Source organism: Pseudomonas sp. BIC9C, from assembly GCF_034541995.1.
GTDB classification, from domain to species: Bacteria; Pseudomonadota; Gammaproteobacteria; order Pseudomonadales; family Pseudomonadaceae; genus Aquipseudomonas; species Aquipseudomonas fluorescens_CC.
Genome location: NZ_JAWDGM010000002.1, coordinates 39,895 through 57,157, shown reverse-complemented (window position 1 = coordinate 57,157; position 17,263 = coordinate 39,895). Strand labels below are relative to the sequence as shown.

Sequence of the window (17,263 nt, the reverse complement as noted above, 5' to 3'; positions counted from 1 at the left end):
GGAACGCAGGGGGATGACTCAACCGTTCACGGCCAGCCTGGCCAGGTTAGATTCATTGCAGATGTTACGCAGCAGCGCCAGGCCGTTTTCGAAGACGTGCGCGGGACGGGCGAGCGAGAGGCGGATGAAGCGGGAACTCTGGATACCGCGTTCGTAATAGGCGTGCCAGAAAAAGTGGCTGCCTGGCAGGCAATGGAACCCGTGGCGGAGAAACTGCTTGATCAGCTCCGCGTCGGTTTTCCCGGTGCGCGAGACATCGATCCACTCCACCGGCATCGCCGTCGCCCGGCTGTCGGTAATGCAACGCAAATCGGTACCGGCCAGCAATGCCCTGACCTTGCCACTGCGCAGCCCGATCTCATGCACCAGCGCCTGCTCCAGGCCCACCGCCGCCGTGCGCCGGAACAGGTCGACGAACACGCCCATGACAAAACGCGAATGGCACAGGTAGATCTCCTCATAGATCTTTTCCAGCCCCGGAGCCAGGTCCTCGGAATAGACGATCATGCTCGACTTCATGTCCTGGGTCGGCCAGGTCTTGCCGGTGTCCTCGATGACCACGAACGAGCCGCCCGCCTTCAACAGCGCGGCATAGTCATTGAAGGGTTGCCTGGTATAGAAACGAAAGGTCGAGTCCACCACCAGCACCTTGCTTTGCCGCTGGCAGTATTCGGCGATGGCCTTGAATTGTTTCTCGCGGATCAGATACCCGGTGGGGTTGTTCGGGTTGACCAGGAACAGGGTATCGAACGCATGCCCCTCCAGCAGCCCGGCCACCTTATCCTGGTCGATGGCGTCGATCATCGACTGCTCGTTCAGCGGTGACACTTCGCAGCCGCGGCGCTTGAGCATCAAGTACAAGTTGTCGAACGTCGGTTCGATCAGCAGCACCCTCGGGGCTCGCTCGGCCAGGAGTGTCGCGACGATATCGATGGAGTTCGACGCAGTCGGGGAAACCCGGAAGTGCTCGTGGCGCAACAACTCGCTGGAATCGAGCAGGTTGGCCCACTCACATTTGAAAGACTTCTCCATGTCTCGAACCCTGGTTTGATTGCAGTCATACCAAATGCTCGGCAGTTGCTCGACGACACCCGCCAGCCCGCGGGGCAACTCGTGATAGGCATGCCCGTCAGCAAAGCTGCAGGCTGAATTCAGGGCCAGGTACTCATGATCGGTCAATGTAGTCAACATAACACCTCCTTGTGAACGTTGACCCCTGGGGCAACGTGATTTTCAGGCCACTCACGATCCCGGACAAGTTGTTCCCGAAGGATTCGAAGAACGGTATGAGTCCGTGGGGCATCGCCTGATAGATTTCCATTCCTTGGTAATAGCGACGTAGATAACCATGCGTCACCGGTAGCCCGACATGACGAATCGCCTGGGCTATGAACTGTTTGGGCACATTGTTGTAGGTGGCCTTGCAGTTGATGTAATAGGCACTCAGGCCACAGCGTTTGGCGAACTCGGCGACGCTGCCGAGGATGTCCAGTACCCGCTCTTGCGATTGCAACAGGCGACCGCCCCCCTCGACGCCATCGAGCAACAACCCCGGTGTCCCCTCGACGTCCGCCACGGCAATCAGGTTGAGCCGGCCGATGCGGCGTCCCTGGTACCAGACATACAGCCGGCACAGGTTCGGTTCGACCAGGTAACCCGGGGCATTGTTGACCGCGTAATCGCCAATGCCGGTGCAGGAGTAAAATTCGTCGGAGCGGCTGTAGTCCTGCCAGGGGTTCCTGTTCCAGGTGCTGATGAACACCCGCTGCCTCGACTGCCGATCTCGCAACCCCTGCCGGTCGTGGTCGTCGAGATAGGTCCTGATACTGGCGATATCCTCGGGCACCGGCGATCCGTCACCGCCCTGGGGAAACGCCGCATCGATCATCAGTCGCAGGCGGCTTTCGCTGTACTCGGCATGGCGGTCGAACAGCGCCTTGTTCTGGTAGACCAGGGTTTGCCGGGCCTGCTTGTCGTAGTTCGCCTCGATCGCCTGGCCTATCAGCGCCCTGAAGCGGGCGATGCCCATCTCGCCGCCCCAGTAGTCGAACGGCGAGAACCAGGCACCGGCATAGGCATCGGCGATCTGCATGCGCGCGTTGGTAAACGCGGGTTGTTGTTCGAACCAGCGCTTGAAGTCATCGATCGACAACTGATGACGCATGTTCTCCAGGGTCTTCGGATCCATGAAGTTCATGTTGGAAATGATCGCGGAGACCAGCCCGCCATCGAACACCCCAGGGGCATCGATATGCGAGGTCAGACTCGCGCCCTCCAATTGCCCGACCGAAGCCGTGTCGGCGCGCACTGTGCCGACCTGCGGCAGGCCATTGGCAAGCAGGTAATGGAAATAGTCGACACTGGCCTCCGCCAGTTCACCCTGGCGTTCACGCACCGCCTGGACACTGTGCCGGGCAAATACCCCATCGGCGTTTTCCAGCAGGGCCACCGCGCCAAAACTGCCGTAGCGGGCGTGCACTTCACAGACCAGGGCCGCCAGCGCGTCCAGGTCGGTGGCAGGCAGGTGCCGGCTGTAGTTCTTGATGTGGATAAGCAAGGGCGCGCAACACGCGCCGAGTTCGTCCTTATGACGCAGCACGCAGTCCATGGCGGCCTGATAGTAGGCAGTGCCTACCGCCTCCAGGATCGACTCCAGGTCGTCACACAGCGCCGAATCGGAAGTCCCTATCAGGTAGGACAGGCCGCGCGCCGAATGATCCTTGATGGCAAGCAGGAACTCGACGAAGGCCCGCATGTCCAGCTGTTGCTTGAGCAGCGGGATCTTCTCGATCAGGTAGGCCGCCACAAAGGCGCTGTTGCGCTCCAGTTCGAGAATGCCGGGCAGGAACCACGCCCATTCCTCGCTGTTCAGTTCAAGTACATGACGATGGTGCTTGAGCACGTTGTTGACCAGCACATCGTCACAGGCCGCGATCCGCGACAACAATTGACCGACGGCCGTCGCCAGCTCGGCACCATGCAAACGTTCGAGACAATCGATCGCGACGTCATATGCCTCTATGTAAGTAGCCAGTACTTCACGCATGCGCACTCCCCCGTACAGACCGGCGATCTTCCGAAAACCTTGATGATGGGTTGCCAGGCCGGGTTCGACCGGCCTGGCGATGGGTGACGGTCAGTCGTGCACCGAGGTCGCGCACAGCAGAGGGCTGTTGGGCCTGGTGACCAGCAGCAGCCGGGCCGCCAACAGCACCAGCGACACGAGATGGCTGAGAATCAGCGCCACCCAAAGGCCAACGACCCCCTGGTCCAGGTTGAACGTCAGGTGATACCCCCCGGCCACGCCGATCACCCAGGCGGTGGTGGTATTGATCAGGAATGGCACCCTGGTGTCTTCCAGGCCCTTCAGCGCGCCGAGCACGATGACCTGTACACACTCGACGACGATGCTCAGGGCGGCCAGGCCGATGATCAGGTTGAACTGGGTCAGCAGGCCAGTGTTCACCAACTCGTTGACGTTAAAGAACATCGAGGCGACCAGCGTGGAATCGAAAAAGACCACAAAGGCGAAAGGAAACAGAAACAGCATACTGACCAGGCAAGCCACCACCGTCAGTTTGCGCACCTTGTGCACATTACCCAACGCATGCTCCTGAGCCACACGAATGGCGATGGCTTCCCGCACCCCTTCAACCAGCATGAAGACCGGATAGATATAGGAAAACACCAGTTGCGCCGCGGCTAGCTCCAAGGTCCCGACTTTCTCGGTAAAGAGCATCAGCACGATGAACATCAACGAAATGACCAGGCTGTTCGCCGAGAGGGGCAGGCCCATCGCCAGGTACTTTTTGACCAGCGCCCAACGCAGGCTCACCCAGCCGCTGAAGATCGCGTACGTCTTGCCGGACCGGCGATTGCTCAGGGAATAGAGCAGGATCTCCGCGCCCAGCATTCCCCAGCTGACCAGGGACGTCGAAAGGCCCGCGCCGTACGCCCCCAGCCGTGGAAAACCAAACTCGCCGAGGATCAGCACGTAGGAAATCAGCGCTTTGAAAACGCTGGCGAAGAGCGTGATGTAGAAAATCGACGAGAAGTCGGAAACCGCCGCCGAGTGGTCTCGCAAGACGCAGAACAAAGCCAGCGGCAAGATCGAGTACACCGCGCCTTGCGCATACTGATCCGCCTGCAGGGCCACCGCCGCGTCGACATTGAAGGCCACCAGCAGGCTGCCAAGGTTCAAGGTCACCAGGACCACCGGCAGGCTGAGCAGAAGGCACATATAGAAGCCGTGCTGCACATGTGCTTCCACAGCCCGCTTGTCTTTGAGCGCGTCGTACTTGGCGGAGAAAACCGCGACCATGCCGATGACGCACAGGCAGATGACATTGGTCGCGTCGAAAACGATACGCGCCCCCAGCCCATAACCGGCGATTTCATCGGCACGAAAACGCCCCATGAACACGGAGTCAACGAAGGCCATCATACTTTCAATCAAATAAACGATCGAAAGTGGCACCGCCACTTTGATAATGCGCCGACCTTCCGCAATCCACTGCATACCTGCATCCTTCATTTAATTCAGTGCACACAAGAAATAGAGTGAAACCACCAGCCGCTCGATCGATCTCTCGTCGAAATGAACAAGCCGGCCTTCCGATAATTGGTGGAAGAGAGTGAGACTCGAACTCACGACTACCAACTTAAATAGTTGGCGCCCAAGCCACCGGGCATTCTCCCCCATGTATCTGCCTCGCTTCCCGGACGTGAAACTGCCACGCCCGGGTGAAAATGGTGGAAGAGAGTGAGACTCGAACTCACGACTACCAACTTAAGTAGTTGGCGCCCAAGCCACCGGGCATTCTCCCCCATCTATCTGCCTCGCTTCCCGGACGTGAAATCGCCACGCCCGGGTGAAAATGGTGGAAGAGAGTGAGACTCGAACTCACGACTACCAACTTAAGTAGTTGGCGCCCAAGCCACCGGGCGTTCTCCCCCATGTATCGGTCCTACTCCCCTCCCCCCTCAATCAACCGAGTGAGGAGGTACCCTCTTTGCTCTCGCGAATATTGTGGTTGCGCCTGAACAGGTTCCCCGCGTCGTACCGCTTCTTGACCTTGAGCAGGCGCTCGTTATCGCTGCCGAGCAGCACCGTACGTGACGAGTTGTCGGCTAACGAGTAGTTGGAATACGCAGCGGCGCCATCGTTACCCGCGGTTCCCAGCGCGGCCGCCTTGACCCAGTTGATAAAGGTCTGGTCGTCCCCGGCTTCGCTCCAACGGGCGGAAAACAGGATGCCGTAGCCTCTCGCCTGGAGCGGGAAGGCCGAATCGCCTGGCGTTGCCGAACGTCGTGCCTTGTTCAGATGCTCGATGGTGATACTGCAGCGCTTGCCTGGCATGCTGGACGCCACGGTCAACAAGGCATCCATGGTGTCGCGGGTAAAATCATCCAGGCAAATCGATTTCCAGTACCCGCGCATCGGCGGCTGGAACCTGTCGTCGAACCAGGCCTGCCAGGCCCTGAAGTCATCCGTGACGTACTGGTGGCTGCCCGCAAGATCCAGCGCCTCTTCCAACGCCCTGATGGCGCCGATGTCCTGATAGTCGCTGAGGCAGAAATCGATCGATAACACACAGCGGTCACTATCCACACCAGGGGCAAAGACAGGCGCCAGCACCAGATTCGCCGGGCAGTCCTGCTCCATATGCTTCCCCAGTTGCATAAGCACCCGCGGCACATCCTGGGGAGCCACCGTGATCGAGCCACAGTAGACCTTGGGCAGCTTCGACAAGCGAAAACGAAACTCCAGCACCACGCCAAAATTGCCGCCACCGCCACGAAGGGCCCAGAGCAGATCCTGGTGCTGCGGGTCCTCGGCCCTGACGACCTCGCCACTGGCGAGCATCACATCGGCGCCGACCAGGTTGTCGCAGGTAAACCCCAGGGTGCCGACAAACCAGCCGATCCCACCACCCAGCGTCAGCCCGGCAATCCCGGTATCGCTGACCGTCCCGGTCGGCACCACATACCCCAGGGGGCACAAGGCCGCGTCCATATCTCGCAAGCGAGCCCCCGGCTGCACACGAGCAATGCCCTGAAGCGCATCGATCTGGACGCCGTTGAAGCCAGAGAAATCGAGTAGCACGCCGCCTTCGGTCGAACCAAAACCGGCAATGTGATGCCCACCACCACGGATGGCGAGTTCGAGCTGGTTATCGGCAACCAGCCCAAGCACCGCTCCAATGGCTGCGCGATTCCGGGTACGCACGATGAGCAACGGATGCAGGTCGTGAATCCGGTTATAGACCTGACGCCTTTCCTCGTAACCAGGCTCTCCGGGAAAAAGCAGTTCGACCGCCTCGTAACCCTGCAGCGCCTGCCGCAGAGGTGTTTGCGTTGTAACCTCGTTCATCCTGGCTCAGCCTTCCAGTTCTGCGACAAGCGGCGAACCGGAGCCCATGCGCCGGGCGTGGCAGCTCGTGTCCAGGTTGCGGTTATAAAGATTCCTGTCGGTGCCGTGCTGCATGAAGTGCAGGATCGAACCCACGGCCACACTCGCCATCTCGTCCCACACCGCTGAAGTCATGGCGCCCACATAAGGCGTACAGATGAAACGATCATCCGGCAGGTTGAGCATCTCGATCGGCATGTTGATGGTCTTGCCATCCTTGATCAGCGGCGGAGCAGCCCAATTCTTGTCGTCGAACGCCGCGCCGGCGATCTTCTCCTCGACCAGGGCCTTGTAGACCGCCTGGCCATCGACCAGGGACGACTCCGAGGTATTGATCAGGATCGCGGTGGGTTTCATCAGGGACAACTCATGTTCCCCGATGAAGCCCAGGGTCGAATCGTTGTACGGACACGCCAGGATCACCACGTCGCTGGTTTCCAGCAGCGCTTCCAGCGACAGCCGTTGCGCCTGGGTATCGCGCTCTACATCGGGTTTTTGCGAGTTGGCGGTGTAGACGATCCTGGAGTTGAACGCATCGTGCATCATCCTCGCCACCCGAGAGCCGACCTTGCCCATACCGATGATGCCGATCACCGCATCCTTGAGCAGCGGGGTGTCCGTTTCGTGCAGGCGGCCATTTTTCTGCTCAGTGTGGAAGTAGATCAGCTTGCGGCGCAAGGCAATGACCAGCCCCACCAGGAACTCGCCCATGGCTTCGTACATCACTTTCAAGCCCGGGGTGTTGGTCACCGCGATACCCAGGCGGTCAGCCGCCTCGATATCGACCAGGTGCTCGGCGCCAGACGCCAGGCAGGCCACCAGCTTTAACTTCCCGGCCTGTTGCAGGATCTCTTCGGTGAGGATCTCTTCACCGGCATGCATATAGATGTGGGCGTCACTGATAGCGGAAATAACGCGCGCCTGATGGGGAAACGACTCGGAAATCAATGCCACCTCATACTGCGAGGGATTCAACTCAGAGATATAGCGTCGAGCTAAACGATCAGCCCCGGAAATAACTACTTTAATTCGTTCAGACACAGTGACACCCCAATGAATTTTAATGGAATATTAAATTTCAAACGCCCGAATATGACGCGCTGAAAACAACAGTGATAATTGACGAACCCTGCCAGCGATCAAGCAAGGCCACACAACATCCAATAAGACAAGATGCTGAAAGTCAGGCAGGATCGGGCATAAAACCAATGACAAACTTAGGAACTTGTTACGAGTACCGATTCGGGATAACAGTAAATAGCGGAGACTAAGAGGATCAAGAACATACACATATCCTTATGAGTACGGTGCAATGCAGCACCATTCAATAACAATGCATCCTTTGCATCGCTGAACTTTCAATCCACGCAAAAGCTCAGGCCCACATAAAAAATCAATATACCTTCCGTGTCAAGAGTTTTCCCCAGACACAGAAAGAAAATTATTCTTCAACTACATCTCAACAATTGGCACGATGCAGGGACAGCCCCGGCATTTTCCAAAAAAACTAATTAACCACCCCGTAAACTCCAGAGTCTGATATTCACAAGGAAAGTTCCTACATTTAATTATCCATATTCGTACAGATTCGCTGTTGACAACATCCAGACACCTCCTGTCTATTAAAAAATAAACACAGCATCGACAAGGAAGTCTGCGAATGAATGCCCTTATTGCGCCCATAACAGTAATCTTTGTCGTTTTTTGCTCTATAGCAGAGTCGTTCGTTGCACTACTTGGTAAAACTCACGACCTGGATAGTATCGAGCTCGTCGCCATCGATCCGTTGCGCCCGTAGCTCTCACGCAGGGCTTCGAACATGTTCACAGTTCACAGGGAAATCTCCACAGCGGGATCGATACAGGCATGTCTTGACTGGACACTGGCCGTTCGACGGCCATTCAACCGCAGATAGCGGGGCCGGAAATACCCCTGGGATCGCGAGAGAGAGGAGCAGCAAGCCAGCTGGTGGCTGCCGCTCCTGAGGGGGATTACTGCTCCTCGGCCTTCTGCTCCTGGCAGTCCTTGAGCAGTTGCTGTTCCTTGGCGGTATGGTCGGCCTCCAGGAAGCTCAACAGGCCGGTGTCGCCCTTGGTGTGCCAGCGGTAGCTGTTCTGCTCGTCGTCGGCGACATACCGCGCACCGGAACCGGAGCGCGCGATATGCATCGGTATCAGTTGGCCCTTGTAATACAGGGTGGCGAACGAGGCGCCGTTATCGATGTTCAGGTACGCCGCCTGCACCTCTACCCCACCCTCGCAGCGGTAGCTGGCCACGCTGCTCTGGTACGCCGGCTGCTCCGGCTCGGCCGGGGTCGCCGCGGCTTGGGCGAACAACGGCGCCAGCAGCAAGGTGGTTCCCAGAATCATTGAAATCCTCACTGCACATCTCCTTGTTCAATACGCCTTTTTTAACGAGTCCCTTTACGACGAATTCGGGGCTCGCAAGTTCAGGCCTGGCTGTCTCAAAGCAATCGCAATTTGCGACAGCCTGCATCCGGCGCCCTTCCGCCACCGAAAATAAACCCTTTTTAAATCATCTACTTAAGCCTCAGTCAAAACTGGCACAGGGGTTGCGAAAGCCCTTGCCTCACGCATAACAAGAGGTTCTGTCATGACTATTGCAACCCTGCTCCCCGCCACCACCGCGTTTATCCAGCGCGCCCCGCGCATGCTGATCGGCGCCGAATGGGTCGAGGCCGCCGACGGCCAGACCATGCCCCTGCACAACCCGGCCACCGGTGAGGTGTTGTGCGTGGTGCCACGGGCAACGCCAGAAGATGTCGACCGCGCGGTACTCGCCGCCCGCCAGGCGTTCGACGATTCGGCCTGGACCCGCACCCGCCCCCGGGAGCGGCAGAACCTGCTGTGGAAACTCGCCGACCTGATGCAGCGTGACGCCGAACTGCTGGCGCAACTCGAATGCCTGAACAACGGTAAAAGCGCGGCGGTGGCCCAGGTGATGGACGTGCAACTGGCCATCGACTTCCTGCGCTACATGGCCGGTTGGGCGACCAAGATCGAAGGTTCCACGGTTGACGTGTCGGCACCGCTGATGCCCAACGACCAGTTCCACAGTTTCATCCGCCGCGAAGCGGTGGGCGTGGTCGGCGCCATCGTCGCCTGGAACTTCCCGCTGTTGCTGGCCTGCTGGAAACTCGGTCCGGCCCTGGCCACCGGTTGTACCGTGGTGCTCAAACCTGCCGACGAAACCCCGCTGACCGCACTGAAACTCGCCGAGCTGGTGCTGGAGGCCGGGTATCCCGAAGGCGTGTTCAACGTGGTCACCGGCACCGGCATTACCGCAGGTTCCGCGCTGACTCACAACCCGCTGGTGGACAAGCTGACCTTCACCGGCTCCACCGCCGTGGGCAAGCAGATCGGCAAGATCGCCATGGACTCCATGACCCGGGTCACCCTGGAACTGGGCGGCAAATCGCCGACCATCGTCATGGCCGACGCCGACCTGAAAACCGCCGCGGCCGGGGCTGCCAGCGCGATTTTCTTCAATCAGGGCCAGGTCTGCTGCGCGGGCTCGCGGCTGTATGTGCAGCGCAAGCATTTCGACAATGTGGTGGCGGACATCAGCGATATCGCCAACGCCATGAAACTCGGCAACGGCCTGGACCCGAGCGTCGAAATGGGGCCATTGATCTCGGCACGGCAGCAGGAGCGCGTCTACGGGTACATCGAAAAGGGCCGGGAAAGCGGTGCGACCATCGCCTGCGGCGGCGAGCAGTTTGGCCCGGGGTTCTTCGTCAAGCCGACAGTGATTGTCGACGTCGATCAGAAGCACTCTCTGGTGCAGGAAGAGATCTTCGGCCCGGTGCTGGTGGCTATTTCGTTCGACGACGAAGCCGATGCCTTGCGCATGGCCAACGACAGCCCCTACGGCCTGGGGGCGAGCATCTGGTCCAATGACCTGGCGGCGGTGCACCGGATGATTCCGCGCATCAAGTCAGGCTCGGTGTGGGTCAACTGCCACAGCGCCCTGGACCCGGCACTGCCGTTCGGCGGCTACAAGATGTCCGGCGTCGGGCGAGAGATGGGGTATGCGGCGATCGAGCATTACACGGAGCTTAAGTCGGTGTTGATCAAGTTGTGATTCGTAGCGTCCTTCAGGCCGCCTTCACGGGCGGCCATTCCAGCCACTACGCCGCTGTTTCGCGGCCCTGCGGTTGACCCAACCCATATTTTGCGCCGGCCCGAAGCGCGTGACGAAGTTTCAGGGCCGGCCGCTCAACGCAGTAGTACGAAACGCCGCTCAAAAGGAATGACAGGGCCAGCACTGTTGCAACGATGTGCCCGTCGTAGGCAACCGGCCAAAAAGCGCGCAGGAAGTACATCACCACAAAGTGATTCAGGAACACGCCGTAGCTGATGTTCCCGAGGAACTCGTCTACCCGGTGAAACTTGAGCTTTGTCAGCAGGTACACGGCGGGGACGCCCAACGCTATGCCAGCGGTCACCTCAGCGTTGAACGGCCGGCGCTCAATCAATCCCGCCATGATCGCCGCGAACATCAGCGTTGCAACCACGGCGGTTCCGGCAGCGATCGCTAAACCCTTCGGCTGCGCTTTGTACAGGTAGCTGCCGCACAGGAACATGAACAGCACGCCCGGCAATAGACGGTAGCCGTACAGGTCGGTGTTGATGAAACCCAGGCACGCGGCCATGAAGACGACGACGGATAGAGCAAACGCAACGCCCCGCGCCCTGTAGATGATCAGCAAAGGGATCACCAGGTAGAAGCACATCTCAAGCCCCAGAGACCAGGCCGGCGGCAAGATCCACGATCCCGCCGCTCCGAACATGTAGAAGCCGAGTGGCACAATAGCCAGGCTTGCGGCGATGTTGCGCAGCGTCAGCTCGGCGGCTTGAGGCGTGCCGGGCAACAGGAAATAGATCACCGCACAGGAAACCACGAAGTAGAACAGGAATTGAGGATAGAGCCGCAGAGCGCGGTCCAGGTAGAACAGGCCGACTTTCTCCGGCGCCTTGTAGTTGCGTTCGATCAGCGAGGTCATCACGAAACCGCTGATGATCAGGAAGGAAATCACGGCAATCACGCCGGGGTTTAGCCCCATGAACGTCTTGCCCATATGAGAAACGGCCACCAGAACGGCCAATAGCAGACGATAGGCTCCCACTTACACCCCAAAAATTCCTTGTCGTTATGGCGCGTAAACTACGATGCTTTGCGCTGGGAGAACAGGCTTTTTCGCCGGGTCCGGACGTTCTTCATTCAAGGTTTGAAACCCTGACCCAGCAACCAGCCGCGAACCATCCGCCCCTGCTCCACCGTCAACCCGGCCAATACCTGATCCGCCGGCTCTCCCTGCTTTAACCTCTGCACCAACGGCGCCACCTCAACCCCCTGCACATGCCAGATGCCCAACGACTGATCCGCCGTGATCACCACCTCGGCCTCATCGACCAGCCCATCACGCAGCACCGGCGCCCGCTCAATCCTCAGCACATTGAAATCCGCCTCGGCATGGGCCACCTCGGCATCCGGCCAGTTCCGTCGTGCATGCCAGAACGGCTTGTTCGGCCAGCGCTGCTCATCGGCATAGAAATCCCGGCCGATCCGCGCAAAACGCAAAAACAACTGTTCCACCCGCTGCTGGTGAAAACGCTGGGCCAGGGCCGCTCGTTCAGGCTTGCACAGCAGCGTGTTGATCACCACCGGCGCCTGCAATGCCGAAGACAAAGACTGAAAAATGCCATTGCCTGACAGCGGGTCGACGGCCATTGCCGCATCGCCGACCCGAATCCAGTTTTCGCCACACACCTGCGGGCTCAGAATCGCCGTGCTGCTGCGGGCGTGCAGCTGTAGATCACTTTCCGTTTCGCCAGCAAAAAATGCCGTGGCCAGCCGCGAACCCTGGCGCCGCTGCCGGCAGTAATCGAGCAACATGGCCTTGCCCGGCAACCCGGCACTGGCCACATCCACCGTCCATTGCCAGTAACACTGGCCGTCGGCGCGCCGTGCCATCCACGCCCAGCCGTCCTCGAGACTTTCCACGGCGCTGGCGGTGCTGCCCGGCGAACCCTGCCAGCGATTGAGCAAGCTGACGGTCTCGTGCCCACGCAAGCCTTTGCCGATAGTGGGGGCCTGACGTCCCCGGGCTTCCACGAGAAACGGCGCGAGCAGCGGTTCGCGGCCGTCGATTTCGATTCGATGACCATGGGCCGATGACTGAACCGTCAGCACCCGGCCTTCGATCAGCTCAACCCCCGCCAGGCGCAAATCCTCGCGCAGGCCCCGGTCAAACAGCGGACGGTCGAGCAAGTATTCGATGTTCTGCGCATGCTGCTGACCATTCCACGAGACCTGGCGCTGGGACGGCAACGTCGCATCCGCCAGCGCGTGCTGCAGGCCCGCGCTGCGCAAGGCATCCAGCACCCGCACGGACACGCCTTCGAGCGCTGCAAACCGGCGCCATTCGCTGATCAGCGTGACGCCATGGCCCAGCCGCCGCAGCCCCAGCGCGACCGCGGCCCCTGCCGGCCCGGCCCCCAGAATGACGATGTCGGTCATGGCCCGATTCGCCGTTCAGGGCCACGGTAACGGGCATGTTCACGCAACCACTGGATGACTTGTTCATTGCTGGCGCCGGGCTGTTCGGCGAGGAACCCGGCAATGTGCCCGGTCAACGCGGCACAACCGAGGCTCGCCCCGGATTGACCCGGATAGGTGCCCTGCACACACGCGGCGAAATCCGCCTGGGCGCTGTCGAGCCACGACCATTCCTGCTCGGCGCAACGTGCATCACCAGTCACCCGCAACACCTGCGGATAGTTGGCCGGAAACACCCCTTCGCCCTGGGCCGGACTCGACGCACACAGCAGCACGCCCCGTGCCACCGCCGCCGCGCAAGCCGCGCGCAACAGGCTGCGATCCTGACGCAGGCCAAGGCTCAAATTGATCAGGCGTACGTCCTGGGTCAGCAGCCAGTCAATCGCCGTGGCGATCTGCAAGGCGCTGGTGACGCCCCGCTGGTCGAACACCTGGGCCACGCAAAACAGCGCCGAGGGTGCACGCCGGCCGATGGCCTCGATCACCGCACTGCCATGCCCCAGCGGATCGTCGCGCAAGTCGCCTTCGGCCAGGCCGTCTTCGAGCAATGAAAAGCGCCGACCGGCGATCACTTGCCCCCGTTGGGCCGCCGAGTGGCCGCTGTCCACCACACCAATGCGCAACTCAGATTTCATGCAGCACCGTTTTCGAGGTCAGTACGCCGTCGAGCAACTCGAAACGCAGATCGGCATTGGCCAGGGTTGAAGGGCGATGGCTGATCAGGATGCGCGTGCGTCCGGCAAACAAACGGTCGATGGCGTCGATGACTTCGCGCTCGGTGGCTTCATCCACCGCGGACGTGGCTTCATCGAGTACCAGGATCAAAGGGTCCTGCAATAACGCCCGGGCAATCGCGATGCGCTGCTTCTGCCCACCTGACAACTGCTGACCGCGCTCGCCCAGCGGACTGTCGAGGCCTTCGGGCAAGGACTCGATCAGGCTGTCGAGTTGCGCCAGCCGTGCCACCTCGGCAATCTCCTCGCGGCTGGCGTCCGGCACCGCATAGGCCAGGTTGTCGGCGAGGCTGCCGCGAAACAGCACGATGTCCTGGCTGACGATGGCAATGCGTCGACGCAACTGGAACAGATCCAGTTCGCGCACATCGACGTCACCCAGCAGCACCCGGCCCGATTGCGGATCGTGATGACGCTGCAGCAGGTCGATCAGGGTGGATTTTCCCACGCCAGAACCACCGCTGAGGGCCACTTTCAAACCGTAGGGGATCCGCGCTTCGATGCCGCGCAGGGTCGATTGGCGACCGGGATGGGCGAAGTGCACGTTGTCGAACCAGAGATCGCCGCCAGTTGGCATCGGGCGTGGCCTGGCGGGCGTCAAGACGGTCGGTTGTTCGCCGCGCAATTCCATGACCCGGCCGAGGCTGACGGTCATCCGCTGAATCGCGACGTAGAGCCCGAGCAGGCTCTGTACCGGCCCCACGGCCATGCCCAGGTAGGTGGAAAACGCAATCAGGGCACCGAGTTGCCAGGTGCCCTGCACCACCCAGTAACCGCCAATCAAAAATGCGCAAGCCCGGGACAGCGAGGTCAGCGTACCGGGCACGGCCTGGGTGAAAAACTCGGTGACTTGCAGGCGCAGCAACTGGCTCATGTAGCCCTGCCCCAGCGTCTCGAGGCGCCGTGCTTCGCGCTGTTGCTGGCCGGCGGACTGGATGAACTTCATGACCGGCAATGTCTCGACCATGAACGACGACATGTCCGCCGAACGCTCGCGCAACTGCCGCACATCGCGCTCGACCTTGCGCCGCATCCAGCGCAGCCAGAGGACATCGAGGGGAATCAGCACCAGGGCCAGCAATGAGAGTTTCCAGGACAACGTCAACAGCATCGCAATGGCAACCACCAGGCCGATCACGCTCGACACCGCCGAGAACAGCGAGTCCACGGCAAAGCGCTGGATTTCCGCGACGTCGCCATCGAGGCGGGACATCAGGTCGCCGATGCGCCGCTGGCCGTAAAAGCCCGGCGACAGCGTTTGCAAATGCCGATACAGGTCATCGCGCAGGGCAAACAGCATGCGCCCGGAGAGGCGCGTGTGCAGGTAGCGGTTGATGCCCGAAAGCGCCGTGCCCAGCAACCCCGCGACGATCATCAGCCCGGCGATCATGACCAGCATCGGGAAGTTGCGCGCCAGCAGGCCGTCGTCGATCAACAGTTTGGTCAGCCAGGGTTGCACCAGCACCAGCAGCGAGGCGCACACCGACAGGCCCAGCAGCCCGGCAATCGCCAGACGATGGGGCCGCACAAAGCTGTACAGCCAGCGCAGCGACACTTGCAGCGCCTCGGGGTTCTGGCTGTCGATCAGCCGAACGATCAGGCGCAGCATCACGAGCGCAACTGTTTGAGCTTGCGATACAGGGTCGCGCGGCTGATGCCCAGGGCGTCGGCGGCGGCCGAGACGTTGCCCTGATGGGTGTCCAGGGACTGGCGAATCAGCTCCAGTTCGTTTTCGCGGATGCTGCCGGCCTGGGGCCGTTCGCCGGCGGTCAACTCGTCGAGCATGCTGTCGGGCAAGTGGTCGAGGGTCAGCGCGGTTTCACCCGGTTCGCGCATGGCCAGTGCGGTGCGCAGGACCATCTCCAGTTGGCGGATGTTACCCGGCCAGTGATAGCCGCTGAGCAAGCGATCCAGATCGTGGTGCAGGACCACGGTGGGTGCGCCCAGTGTCGTCAGCATGCGACTGACCAGCGCACCGAAATCTTCGCGTTCGCGCAGGGCCGGGAGCATCACGCTGATGCCATTGACCCGGTAGAACAGGTCCTCGCGAAAGTGTTTTTCTTCCACCAGACGCTTGAGGTCACGGTGGGTGGCGCAGATCAGCGCGACGTCGATGTCCTGCTCTTCGCCAGCGCCCAGAGGCGCGACCTTACGATCCTGCAACACCCGCAACAACCGGGCCTGCAAAGCCAATGGCATGTCGCCGATTTCATCGAGGAACAAGGTGCCGCCGTGGGCCTGCTGCAAGCGCCCGACCATGCCGCCCCGGCGTGAACCGGTGAACGCGCCTTCGCGATAACCGAACAGTTCGGACTCGATCAGGCCTTCGGGAATGGCCGCGCAGTTCACCGCCACGAAGGGTTTTTCGCAGCGCGCTCCGGCCATGTGCAGGGCGCGGGCGATCACCTCTTTACCGGTGCCGGTTTCGCCCAAAAGCAAAACCGGCAGTTCATTGGCCAGGCCTTGACGGGCCATGCGCAAGGCACGGGCGTAGCGCGTATTGCTGCCGGCAAGCGCTTCCAGGTCCGGTTGCGCCTTGGCCGGTTTCGCGACAATGCGCGGCGGGGTGCCGACGTTGATCGAGCGTTGCGGTGCGCGCAGGGTTTTGTAGAAGAATTCGCCCTTGGCGGTTTGCAGGCTGCCGGCCCCACCCTGATGCAGGCGCGCCAGCAGCTGCAGGCCATCGACTCCGAGAAACTCCTCGCAGCGCCGGCCGACCAGGGCCGAGCGCTCGGCGTGGAGCAACTGGCAGGCCTGGGCACTGACCGCCAGGATCTGTCCGCCGAGGCTCACCGCAAGCAAACCTTGCCACGGAGATTCCAGATATTGCCGGCGGCTGTGGAAGGCCAGGACAATCTCGTCCGGATAACTGGCATTGAACACCCGGCTTTCGATCTGGCTGACCGCCATCGCCAGCAGCGCAGTGCTGTCGTGGGCGCGGCCGAGCGGGCCTTCGCGGGTCAGGTCGAGGACGCCAAGAATGTCGCCCTGGGGGCAATGGATCGGCACCGAGGTGCAGGAAAAATCACTGAGGCGATCCAGGTAATGTTCGCCACAATCGATCAGGGTCGGCCGGGCTTCCACCAGTGCCGTACCGAGGGCGTTGGTGCCGCGTACGGCTTCGCTCCAGCAGGCGCCGAGGGTGATGTCCTGCAAGCCGCTGCCCTTGAGGCGGTCGGCGCGGCCTTCGACGGCGAGGATGGTGGCATCGGAGTTGGCCAGGATGATCAGCCCTTCCTTGCCCTGACGCTCGGCCAGGTAATCGATCGCCGGCAACGCGGCGTCGATCAGCAAGCGGTTGCTGGCCAGCAGCACGTCGAGGCTGGCACTCGATTCCAGCGCCAGCTCGTGCTTGGCATTGAAATGCACGCCATGGCTCAGGCTGCGTCGCCACGAGGCATCGATTTCCGCACGCAGGACGCCATCCGGCACTTCGCCTTCCAGGTGCAGCTTTTCCCGGGCCAGCCGGGCTTCGCGATGCAGTTTGGGGGAGTTTGTTTTTATTAGCGTCATCAAGCGCTCCGGGTCATCCGCC

12 protein-coding genes and 3 tRNA genes are annotated in these 17,263 nt (G+C 60.8%); 1 reads left to right on the top strand and 14 read right to left on the bottom strand.

Features of this window, described 5'->3' with window-relative positions; translation table 11 throughout:
- Positions 1 to 18 precede the first annotated feature (18 nt).
- From RS887_RS10460 to RS887_RS10420, 9 genes are all read right to left on the bottom strand, one after another.
- Complete coding sequence (locus RS887_RS10460) at positions 19 to 1,191, bottom strand: aminotransferase class I/II-fold pyridoxal phosphate-dependent enzyme (RefSeq protein ID WP_322615320.1); 1,173 nt, start codon at positions 1,189 to 1,191, stop codon at positions 19 to 21.
- Entirely contained in the window at positions 1,166 to 3,046 is a 1,881-nt protein-coding gene (locus tag RS887_RS10455; RefSeq protein WP_322615319.1) for a hypothetical protein, read from the bottom strand. The genes RS887_RS10460 and RS887_RS10455 overlap by 26 nt, the downstream gene beginning before the upstream one ends.
- Before the next feature lie 90 nt (positions 3,047 to 3,136).
- Complete coding sequence (locus tag RS887_RS10450) at positions 3,137 to 4,519, bottom strand: MATE family efflux transporter (protein ID WP_322615318.1); 1,383 nt, start codon at positions 4,517 to 4,519, stop codon at positions 3,137 to 3,139.
- Positions 4,520 to 4,626: 107 nt separating this feature from the next.
- A tRNA-Lys gene (locus tag RS887_RS10445) sits at positions 4,627 to 4,699 on the bottom strand.
- Between the two features lie 55 nt (positions 4,700 to 4,754).
- Positions 4,755 to 4,827, bottom strand: a tRNA-Lys gene (locus RS887_RS10440).
- A gap of 55 nt (positions 4,828 to 4,882) precedes the next feature.
- Positions 4,883 to 4,955, bottom strand: a tRNA-Lys gene (locus tag RS887_RS10435).
- A 32-nt stretch (positions 4,956 to 4,987) separates the two neighbouring features.
- Positions 4,988 to 6,373, bottom strand: a complete 1,386-nt coding sequence (locus RS887_RS10430; protein WP_322615317.1) for an FAD-dependent oxidoreductase — start codon at positions 6,371 to 6,373, stop codon at positions 4,988 to 4,990.
- 6 nt (positions 6,374 to 6,379) lie between these two features.
- Positions 6,380 to 7,453, bottom strand: a complete 1,074-nt coding sequence (locus RS887_RS10425; RefSeq protein ID WP_322615316.1) for a D-isomer specific 2-hydroxyacid dehydrogenase family protein — start codon at positions 7,451 to 7,453, stop codon at positions 6,380 to 6,382.
- A gap of 950 nt (positions 7,454 to 8,403) precedes the next feature.
- Positions 8,404 to 8,793: an MliC family protein gene (locus RS887_RS10420; RefSeq protein ID WP_322615315.1), complete on the bottom strand. Its 390-nt coding sequence runs from the start codon at positions 8,791 to 8,793 to the stop codon at positions 8,404 to 8,406.
- Positions 8,794 to 9,025: 232 nt separating this feature from the next.
- On the opposite strand from RS887_RS10420, the gene RS887_RS10415 reads away from it, so the two are divergent.
- Positions 9,026 to 10,516: an aldehyde dehydrogenase family protein gene (locus tag RS887_RS10415; RefSeq protein WP_322615314.1), complete on the top strand. Its 1,491-nt coding sequence runs from the start codon at positions 9,026 to 9,028 to the stop codon at positions 10,514 to 10,516.
- A gap of 46 nt (positions 10,517 to 10,562) precedes the next feature.
- Here the strand turns inward: RS887_RS10415 and RS887_RS10410 are convergent, their stop codons facing one another.
- The 5 genes from RS887_RS10410 to RS887_RS10390 all read right to left on the bottom strand — a co-directional run bounded on the left by RS887_RS10410 (position 10,563) and on the right by RS887_RS10390 (position 17,241).
- A complete protein-coding gene (locus tag RS887_RS10410; RefSeq protein WP_322615313.1) occupies positions 10,563 to 11,561 on the bottom strand; it encodes an acyltransferase in 999 nt (332 codons plus the stop codon).
- A 95-nt stretch (positions 11,562 to 11,656) separates the two neighbouring features.
- The gene (locus tag RS887_RS10405; protein ID WP_322615312.1) at positions 11,657 to 12,955 is read right to left on the bottom strand and encodes an NAD(P)/FAD-dependent oxidoreductase; all 1,299 of its coding nucleotides are present in this window, start codon (positions 12,953 to 12,955) and stop codon (positions 11,657 to 11,659) included.
- Positions 12,952 to 13,629 (bottom strand): S8 family serine peptidase, encoded by a 678-nt coding sequence (locus RS887_RS10400; protein ID WP_322615311.1) that lies wholly within the window; start codon positions 13,627 to 13,629, stop codon positions 12,952 to 12,954. The genes RS887_RS10405 and RS887_RS10400 overlap by 4 nt, the downstream gene beginning before the upstream one ends.
- A complete protein-coding gene (locus RS887_RS10395; RefSeq protein WP_322615310.1) occupies positions 13,619 to 15,337 on the bottom strand; it encodes an ABC transporter ATP-binding protein in 1,719 nt (572 codons plus the stop codon). The genes RS887_RS10400 and RS887_RS10395 overlap by 11 nt, the downstream gene beginning before the upstream one ends.
- Positions 15,337 to 17,241, bottom strand: a complete 1,905-nt coding sequence (locus tag RS887_RS10390) for a sigma-54-dependent Fis family transcriptional regulator (RefSeq protein ID WP_322615309.1) — start codon at positions 17,239 to 17,241, stop codon at positions 15,337 to 15,339. The genes RS887_RS10395 and RS887_RS10390 overlap by 1 nt, the downstream gene beginning before the upstream one ends.
- Positions 17,242 to 17,263: the final 22 nt, after the last annotated feature.